Here is a 245-nt window from a genome sequence, read left to right on the forward strand (position 1 = left end):
GACGGCTAATTTGATCCCGAGGAAAACGAAGATCGCGACGCCGCTCGCTCAGACAGACCGCATCGGTGGTATTGCCACCCGATGGCGTGAAGATGAAGCGACGTTGTTCTTGGCTATCGGCTGAACGGGATCAGCGCGCGCACCCTGGGGTCGCGCAGATAGAGGCCGCCCCACAGGATGATGCCGAGATAGACGCCGAACAGCGTGTGCGAGAACAGCGGATTGCCGATGCGCGCATTGGTGGC

At 61.2% G+C, this 245-nt stretch carries 1 pseudogene; it reads right to left on the bottom strand.

The features are described 5' to 3' along the window. Nucleotides 1-113 precede the first annotated feature (113 nt). Nucleotides 114-245 (bottom strand): annotated as a pseudogene (locus X742_RS1000000176390) (DoxX family protein); the annotation flags it as partial.

The sequence above is a fragment of the Mesorhizobium sp. LNHC229A00 genome (genome assembly GCF_000502415.1).
GTDB lineage: Bacteria > Pseudomonadota > Alphaproteobacteria > Rhizobiales > Rhizobiaceae > Mesorhizobium.